Below are 2,095 nucleotides of genomic sequence, written 5' to 3' on the forward strand. Positions count from 1 at the left end.
GCACTGACAGCAAAACTGCCAAAAGTAAATCATCGATCGTGCCTTGTAGGGCAGCGCGAATATATTCCGCTTGGGTTTCAGCTAAAATTATCTTGACATCGGGCAGTTTTTGTGCTATGTCTTTAACCAGTTTTTCTGCTTGAGCGGCCAGATCGAGACTATTGGCAGCACCTTGTTTGATTACCTGCACAGCGATCGCCTCTTGGCCATTAAAGCGTACCAGCGTGGGCAATGGTCGGGTTAAGCTTTTATGGGGATTATCTTCCCTAACTGTACCTTGACCGAGTAAATTAACTTTAGCCGTACCTTCGAGAGCTTTTAAGGGCCGAATTAAATTATCTTGGGCGATTTGGCTTAATTCTTCCAGAGTTTTCTGCTCACTCACCAGCGTATATGTGACTGTTGCCGACTCATTTAAATCAACGGGGATAACTTCTGTGGTAGCTTGAGGGGGTAAAGGGACTTGCGAGATAGTCTGTTTAACTGCTGCGGTGGCCTTGTCTAAATTTGTGCCAATTTTAAAGAAAACGCTGATTACTGACTGTCCGGGTCCAGTAGTCGAGGAAACATCGCGACAACCGGGGAGAGAGAAAAGGGGATTTTCTAGGGGTTTAGTTAATTGCTGTTCCGTGGTGATAGCAGTAGCTAAATCCGCTTGAGCGTTAATTATTACGACTGGAAAGCTGATATCGGGGAAAAGAGCGTATTTTAGGGAACTAAAAGCCAAAATTCCCGCCACTGCCACCGCTAACCAGAAAGCAATGGTTAACCTCGGGGCATTAATCGCTATTCGAGAGATATTCAGACGTTCTCGCCACGATTCTTTCATGTTTGTTGAATAAGTGGGGTATGGGGTGTGGGGTGTAGGGTGTGGGGTGTGGGGTGTTTTCTCAGTGAACTGATAACTGATAACTGATAACTGACTCCTAACCCCATGGTAGATGTTGGATTTTTGCAGAAGTTCTATTTTCTGACAAAGATAAGCAAAAATTATTTATTGACTGTAAAAACTTGAGAATATTTAAATTAACATTTCGCAATATTTATAAATTCTTAAGAATTAATTGAGAAAGATTTTTATTTAACAACGACGTTATAATGGTTACAGCGATTTGATAGAATTTCATAATGGGTTATTTTGTGCTTTTTTGGGCAGCAATGGTTGAAACCCTTGCCACACCTAGAAGGTGATCCTAGTTAAAACGGGTAAATCAGTCATTTTCACCCACAACGATGATCTTTTTTTTGTGTAGTTTTATTGCAAAAAAAAAGTTTTTTTGACAAAAAGCACAAAGTATGATACGGGAGAAGGGAGCCTGGAATTATGAATTGGGGAGAGTGATTGCCTTTATTTAGAAAACGGGTTTCTTCGAGAAAATATTTAGAAAACGGGTTTCTTCGAGAAACCCGTTTTCTTGTAATAAATGTTAATTTTTGTGATAGCAACCTTGAAAAATTGGGGATTGTTGGCCTAAAACTGTTAGCAGTAAACCTTTGCAGTTAATGTCATGACTTCTACCCTGTTGCCGATTTTTCCTGCTGTTTACGATGTTTTGTTCGATTTAGCTCAATCTGATGGATTTTGTGCGAATTTGGCAATCGCTGTCGGTTAAGGGGGTGAGGTCATAACAATCCGTTGCCAAAACCGACTTTTCAGAATACAATACATAAGAGTAGTCATTCATCGCTCAGATTAGTTAAGATGATATTACATGACTAATAATATTGACCATGACCGCTTATTTAAGGAGTTAATCTCCACCTTTTTTGTCGAATTTATTGAGTTATTTTTTCCTCAATTGATAGATTATTTAGATAGGGAATCGATTACTTTTTTAGACAAAGAAGTATTTACCGATGTCACGGAAGGAGAAAGGTATGAAAGCGATTTAGTCGCACAGGTTAAGTTTCGAGGAAAAGAATCTTTTTTTCTGATTCATGTAGAGGCGCAGGAAAGTTCCCGCAAGTGGTTTAATCGGCGAATGTTTACTTATTTTGCTCGCTTTCATGAGAAATTTGTCTTACCGATTTATCCGATTGTAATTTTTTCTTATTCAAAGCCAAAAAGAGCAGCGATTAGTCAATATGTAGTCGA

The 2,095-nt window shown here is 39.3% G+C and carries 2 protein-coding genes; one reads left to right on the top strand and one right to left on the bottom strand.

Features of this window, described 5'->3' with window-relative positions; all coding sequences use genetic code 11:
• On the bottom strand, positions 1-829 hold an 829-nt coding region (locus PX484_RS04615), incomplete at its 3' end, for an efflux RND transporter permease subunit (protein ID WP_288103012.1).
• Between the two features lie 883 nt (positions 830-1,712).
• On the opposite strand from PX484_RS04615, the gene PX484_RS04620 reads away from it, so the two are divergent.
• On the top strand, positions 1,713-2,095 hold a 383-nt coding region (locus PX484_RS04620), incomplete at its 3' end, for an Rpn family recombination-promoting nuclease/putative transposase (RefSeq protein ID WP_288103013.1).

This window comes from Microcystis sp. M49636_WE2 (assembly GCF_030065375.1).
GTDB classification, from domain to species: Bacteria; Cyanobacteriota; Cyanobacteriia; order Cyanobacteriales; family Microcystaceae; genus Microcystis; species Microcystis aeruginosa_C.